Below are 6352 nucleotides of genomic sequence, written 5' to 3'. Positions count from 1 at the left end.
CCAGGCGCAGCAGGGACAGTCGCCATCGGCGAAGGCACCGTGAATCGCAAGTAACTAGCTCTTCGTAGTCGCTCCACAGAAGCTGAGCCAGAACCAGATCTGTTGTGGTGCGAGGCGGATGACGTTCCAGGAGACCGGCGGCAGTTCGGCCGTCAGTGCGCCCTCGGCGGTGATGTGCGTGCCGGACGCGCGGCGCGGCACCACCCGGTCCGGCTCCGCCTCGGTGTTGACCGCGTCCGGGTCCTGGTCGGCAAGGACCAGGTGCTCCACGACGCGGTAGCGGGCGGCGGCCCCTCGCAGCGCGGCCTCAAGCCGCAGCGGCTGCTCCTGGTCGCGGTTGACGGCGAGGACGGTGAGCGCGCCGGTTGCCTCGTCGTGCGTCACCACGGTGTCGAGGGCGGATACGTCCCCGTACTGAGGTGTGTCGATGCGAGGCCCGGAGGCTTCGGTGCGCAGCACACGTCCGGTGGCGAAGCGGGCCGCCTGGGCGAAGGGGTGGAAGATGGTCTGGCGCCAGCTGGCACCACCGGGCTCGGTGCGGATGGGTGCGATGACGTTGACCAGTTGGGCCAGGCAGGCGACGGCCACCCGGTCGGCGTTGCGCAGCAGCGTGATGAGCAGCGAGCCGACCACGGCGGCGTCCGTCACGCTGTACGTGTCCTCGATGAGCCGGGGTGTCTCGGCGGTCTCCAGGTTGCGCTCGCCGGGGAAGCGGGCCGCGTACCAGACGTTCCACTCGTCGAAGGAGAGCTTGATGTGCTTCTTGGCGCCCCGCACCGCCCGCACGTGGTCGGCGGTCGACACCACGTCGCGGATGTACTGGTCCATGTGCGCGCCCGAGGCGAGGAAGCTGGCGCGGTCGCCGTCGAACTCCTCGTAGTAGGCGTGCAGGGAGAGGTAGTCGACCTCGTCGTATGTCTGCTCAAGGACCTCGCGCTCCCAGGTGCCGAAGGTCGGCATGCGTGAGTTGGAGCTGCCGCACGCGACGAGCTCGATCGACGGGTCGACCTGGCGCATCGCCTTTCCGGCCTCGGCCGCGAGCCGCCCGTACTCGGTGGCCGACTTGTGGCCGGTCTGCCACGGCCCGTCCATCTCGTTGCCGAGGCACCACAGCTTCACGCCGTGCGGTTCGGTCACGCCGTGCTTGATGCGCAGGTCCGACCAGGTGGTGCCGCTCGGGTGGTTGCAGTACTCGACCAGGGCGCGGGCGGCGTCGATGCCGCGCGTTCCGAGGTTCACGGCCATCATCGGGTCGAGGCCCAGCTGGCGTGCCCAGCCGAGGAATTCGTTGGTGCCGACGCGGTTGGTCTCGATGGAGCGCCAGGCCAGGTCGAGGCGGCGAGGGCGGTCGGCGACCGGGCCGACGCCGTCCTCCCAGTGGTAGCCGGAGACGAAGTTGCCGCCGGGGTAGCGCACGAGGCCTGTGCCGAGTTCGCGCACCAGCTCGGCGACGTCGCCGCGGAATCCGTCGGCGTCGGCGGTGGGGTGCTCGGGGTCGTGGATGCCGGTGTAGACGCAGCGTCCCATGTGCTCGACGAAGGTTCCGTACAGGCGCGGGTCGACGTCTCCGACGCTGAACTCCGGGTCGATGACGAACCGTGCGGTGTGCGGCATGTTCTGGTGCCTCTCTGTTGCGTGGGGAGATGTGCGATGGGGTTACTTGAGGCCGGTGCCTGCGATGCCCTCGACGATGCGGCGCTGGAACAGCGCGAAGACGGCGAGCAGCGGGATCGCGCCGAGCACGGCGGACGCCATGAGCTGGGCGTAGGGGACGCCGAACACGTCCTGGACGGAGGTGAGTCCGACGGGCAGCGTCATCATCTCCGGGTCGGTCACCACGAGCAGCGGCCACAGGAAGTTGTTCCACACGCCGACGAACACGAAGATCGTGACAGCGGAGACGGCCGGTCGGGAGATGGGCATCACGATCTGCCAGTAGGTGCGCAGCCAGCCCGCGCCGTCCGCGCGCGCCGCGTCGATCAGCTCCCGCGGTATCCCGTCGAAGAACTGCTTGAAGACGAACACGGCGACCACATTGGGCACTTGGGGCAGCACGACACCCCAGTAGGTGTTCAGAAGGCCCGCCGACTGGAGCGCGAGGAACTGAGGGATCATCAGGACCTGGCCCGGGATCATGATTCCGGCGAGCAGCATCACGAACGCGGCCCGGCGCAGCCGGAAGCGGGTCTGCGACAGGGCGAACGCGGCGAGGGACGCCATGATCACCGTGAGGACGGTGGTGAGGATCGAGGTGATGAAGCTGTTGGCGTACCAGTAGGGCAGCTTGCCCGCGTCGAAGATCTCCCCGTACGCGTCCAGGGTCGGATGCGCGGTGAACCAGCCGGTCGGGTTGGTGACGACCTCCTGCGCGGGCCGCACCGACGTGGCGAGCGCCCACGCCAGCGGCACGAGCCACAGCAGCGCGAGGGCGATGAGCGTGCCGAGCGCCACCCGGTTGAAGAGGCGCTCCGAGTCGCGGCGGCGGGCCGGTGGCGCGGTGCCACCGCGCTGTTCCGTCTCGGGGCGTGTGGCGATCGCGGTCATGGTCAGTTCTCCTTCTCGGCGCGGCGTACGAGGGCGAACCAGACGAGGGAGACGAACAGGATCACCAGGAACAGGAGCAGCGACACGGTCGAGGCGTAGCCCACGCGGCCCTCGACGAACCCGGTGTCGTAGATGAGCTGAAGGGATGGGCGGGTGCTGCCGTCGGGGCCGCCGCTGGTCATCATGTAGATCTGGTCGAAGACCTTCAGCGAGGCGATGATCTGCAACACCGTCACCAGCGTCGTCGTTCGGCCGAGCATCGGCACGACCACATGCCGGATACGCTGCCAGGGCCCGGCCCCGTCGATGGCGGCCGCCTCGTGCACCTCGCGCGGCACGTCCTGCAGTCCGGCGAGGTAGAGCACGAAGTTGAAGCCGATCGTCCACCACACCGTGGCCGCCGCGATGGAGATCATCGCCCAGTCCGGGTCGCCGAGCCAGGACGGCGGCGTTTCGACGCCGAACCACTTCACCGCCTCCTGCGCCAGGCCAAGTTGGTCGGCGTAGATGAACATGAAGAGCAGTGAGATGACCGCGGACGGCAGCACGAACGGCGCGAAGAACGCGAACCGGAAGAACCAGCGGCCGCGCACGAACCGGTCGGCGAGGAGCGCGAGGGCCAGGCTGAGCAGCACAAGCGGCACGGTCGTCAGGACCGTGAACCACAGCGTGTTGCGCAGGGTCCGCCAGAACTCCGCGTCGCCGAGCACCTCCTTGTAGTTCGTCAGGCCCGCGAAGTCACCGAGGCCGCTCTTGAGCAGGCTCGTCTCGAAGAACCCGGCGACCACGGTGTAGATGAGCGGCCCGACCAGGAACACCAGGTAGAAGAGGGCGAAGGGCAGCAGCATCCCCGGTCCTGCCCAGCGGTCGCCTCTGCTGGACGTCGAGGAGGGAGCGGTCGTCGTGGCCACGGTTCGGCCTTTCGGTCAAGGCGTACGGGATCCAAGGGCAGGTGAAGCAGGGAGAGTTGAGCAACAGGATGGCGGGCGGCAGAGGCGGCCCTGGTCACACGGGAGCGGGGCGCGACGCCAGATCGCGCAGCTCGCGGCGCATCCGCGCGGCGCCCGCCGTGGGGCTGGTGTCACCGGTGAAGACGGAGGTCACGGCGTCGCCCACCACGTTCTGCATGGTGCTTCCCGCGCCGCCGTACCAGGCGGCCGGGTCGTAGACCGCGCCGTCGGCGGCCGTGGCGTAGTGCGATTGCGGGACCAGTTCCTTGTACGCGCGTGAACGCTGCGTCGGCAGCCAGGCAGGCACATGGCCGCCCTCCGCCCACAACTTGCTGGAGTGCAGCATCGACGCGGCGAACCCGAGCGAGAGGTCGAGTCGCTGGGCCGATTCGGTGGGAGCCTTCGGCAGTACCAGGGCGTGCGAGTCGGCGGCGCAGGCGTAGGGCGCGTCCTTGAAGACGCGGGGCAGCGGGCGCATGTCGAACTTCACCTTCGCCGACTGGACCGCGAGGGCCTGCCAGACGCCGTCCATCAGGAATCCGGCCTTGCCGGTGGTCAGCAGCGTGATGGCGCCCTTCCCGTCGGTGTTCGCCGGGATCACCTTCTCCGCGCTGAGCCGGCGGATGTAGGCGAGCGCCTCGGCCGCGGCTGCGGTGTCGATGACCACCCGCTTGCCCTGGTCGGCTACGAGGTCACCGCCGCCGACCTGCCGGTAGAGGGACCAGAAGAGGCGGAACTGCATCGAGGCCTCCTTCACCGAGGCGACCGAACCGCCCCACGCGCCGGTCACCTCCTTCGCCGCGCGCATCGCGTCGATGAAGGCGTCGGGCCCGTCCACGTCCACCAACTGGCCCTGCCCGTCGAGCAGTCCGGCCTTCTTTGCGATGTCCGTGCGGAAGTAGAGCACGAAGGGGTGCGTGTCGAGGGGTACGGCGTGCGGCGCCCCGCCGAACTGGGACTTCCGCCACGGCCGTGCGTCGAACTTGTCCTCCGTAAGACCGTGCCGTGCCAGATCCTCAGGGTCCAGCTCGGTGAGCAGTCCGGCCTCGGCGAGGGTGGGCAACTTCGACAGATGGACCACCGCGACCTGCGGCGGCCGGTCGCCGAGCGTGGCGAGGGTGAGCTTCGTGTAGTACGGGTTGCCCCACAAGAACGTCGCCGATTTCAGTTCGGTCGAGCGGTGCGTGGCCCGGTAGGCGTCCTGCATCGCCAGCATCCGCTCGCCGTCACCGCCGGTGAACGGGTTCCAGAAGTTCAACCGCGACGGCGATGGCGCGCCGCCGGTGAACCCCTGCGCGATGGTGCTGCCGCAGCCGCCGGCGGTGAGCGCGGCGGCGCCGGCCGCACCGAGCGCGAGCCCTCCGCGCAGTACACGGCGGCGGGACGGGGCGGGCGGCGACGGGGGCGGTATGCGGTCCCGCATGGGCATGCGTCCTTCCACGGCGGACAAGACTGACACGGAGTGCAACGTTGGAATTCGCATCGGCGGCGACCACACTTCGTGGCTGCCCGCTGCGTTTACAACGTTGTACTCAGCTGGCAATACGGCGTCAACACCTATGCACGCATTACCTGTTCACGTACTGGCGGATCCGCATCCACCCCTTGCGGTTACAACGTTGGACCATGACGTACGCTGCTGCTGCCGGGGGAGGTCAGGGGGAGGGAGGACACCGTGGCAGGCACCCGCCTGAAGGACGTCGCGGAGCGCGCCGGGGTATCGATCAAGACGGTGTCGAACGTCGTCCGCGGCGAGACCCGGGTCGCCGACCGGACACGCGAGCGCGTTCTGCGCGCCATCGCCGACCTCGACTACCAACCCAACGCCTCCGCACGCCACTTGCGCACCGGACGCAGCGGCATCATCGCGCTCGCCGTGCCCGAGCTCGTCGCACCGTACTTCGCCGAACTGGCCGCCCAGGTCATCGCGGCGGCGAAGAAGCGCGGCTGCACGGTACTCATCGAAGACACCGGCGGCAGTGCGGACGAGGAACTCCGCATCGCCTCCGGCCTCAGCGACCCGCTCATCGACGGCGTCCTGCTCAGTCCGCTCCGCCTCGACGAGCAGGTCCTCGCCGCCCGCGAAGGCCGCGTGCCGCTCGTACTCCTGGGCGAGCAGTCGTACGAGATCCCCGCGGACCACGTCCTGATCGACAACTCGGCGGCGGCACGCGAGGCCACCGACCACCTCCTGTCCCTCGGGCGTCGCCGCGTCGCCGTCATCGGACAGCCCTCGGGCCCCGCTCACGCGACCACGGCCCAGCGCATGCACGGCTATCTGACCGCGCTGCACGCGGCAGGCGTCCCGCACGACCCCCAACTCGCCCCGGACACACGGTCGTTCACCCGCGCCGCCGGGGCTGCCGCGATGTACGCGCTGCTGACACTGGAGGACCCGCCGGACGCCGTCTTCTGCTTCAACGACCTGCTGGCGTCCGGCGCGCTGCGGGTGGCGCACGAACACGGGCTGCGGGTCCCGCACGACCTTGCCGTGGCCGGCTTCGACGACGTGGAGGAGTCCCGCTACAGCGTGCCGAGCCTGACCACCATCGCCCCCGACAAACGAGGCATCGCGGAACTGGCCGTGGACGCACTGCTCCGCAGGATCGACGCCGGCGCGATGGCCCCGCACACACGGCTCACCGCGGGTTACGAACTGATGGTGCGGGAGAGCACGCGCGCGACGGGCTGACCCCGGCCTGACCCGGCCTGACGTCACTCGACGGCGACCAAAGCTGACCCTTGGGCGCCTGCAAGGAAACCCGAGGATTGACTTGGGTGTCGAGCGGGCGGGACGCTCTGCGCGGGCCCCAGGGCGGCAACTCGGCCCGCACGGCGCGCCCCCCGCCTCCGCCGCC

The 6352-nt window shown here is 69.6% G+C and carries 5 protein-coding genes; 1 reads left to right on the top strand and 4 read right to left on the bottom strand.

Going from position 1 to position 6352, the window contains the following annotated elements; genetic code table 11:
- Window positions 1-54: 54 nt before the first annotated feature.
- From arfA to ACWGI2_RS08620, 4 genes are all read right to left on the bottom strand, one after another.
- Window positions 55-1614: an arabinosylfuranosidase ArfA gene (arfA, locus tag ACWGI2_RS08635; RefSeq protein ID WP_453694607.1), complete on the bottom strand. Its 1560-nt coding sequence runs from the start codon at window positions 1612-1614 to the stop codon at window positions 55-57.
- A 42-nt stretch (window positions 1615-1656) separates the two neighbouring features.
- Complete coding sequence (locus ACWGI2_RS08630; RefSeq protein ID WP_453398830.1) at window positions 1657-2544, bottom strand: carbohydrate ABC transporter permease; 888 nt, start codon at window positions 2542-2544, stop codon at window positions 1657-1659.
- Between the two features lie 2 nt (window positions 2545-2546).
- Entirely contained in the window at window positions 2547-3455 is a 909-nt protein-coding gene (locus ACWGI2_RS08625) for a carbohydrate ABC transporter permease (RefSeq protein ID WP_453694606.1), read from the bottom strand.
- Window positions 3456-3549: 94 nt separating this feature from the next.
- Window positions 3550-4917, bottom strand: a complete 1368-nt coding sequence (locus tag ACWGI2_RS08620) for an extracellular solute-binding protein (RefSeq protein WP_453694605.1) — start codon at window positions 4915-4917, stop codon at window positions 3550-3552.
- A 252-nt stretch (window positions 4918-5169) separates the two neighbouring features.
- On the opposite strand from ACWGI2_RS08620, the gene ACWGI2_RS08615 reads away from it, so the two are divergent.
- Window positions 5170-6186, top strand: a complete 1017-nt coding sequence (locus ACWGI2_RS08615) for a LacI family DNA-binding transcriptional regulator (protein WP_453694604.1) — start codon at window positions 5170-5172, stop codon at window positions 6184-6186.
- Window positions 6187-6352 lie beyond the last annotated feature (166 nt).

Source organism: Streptomyces sp. NPDC054866 (genome assembly GCF_053610745.1).
The sequence above is the reverse complement of the archived record's forward strand: the minus strand, read 5'-3'. Positions and strand labels throughout refer to the sequence as shown.

What these genes read in the sequence shown, in the direction of transcription:
- arfA (WP_453694607.1), bottom strand. Translation starts at nt 1,614, where the DNA reads ATGCCGCACACCGCACGGTTCGTCATCGACCCGGAGTTCAGCGTCGGA.
- ACWGI2_RS08630 (WP_453398830.1), bottom strand. Translation starts at nt 2,544, where the DNA reads ATGACCGCGATCGCCACACGCCCCGAGACGGAACAGCGCGGTGGCACC.
- ACWGI2_RS08620 (WP_453694605.1), bottom strand. Translation starts at nt 4,917, where the DNA reads ATGCGGGACCGCATACCGCCCCCGTCGCCGCCCGCCCCGTCCCGCCGC.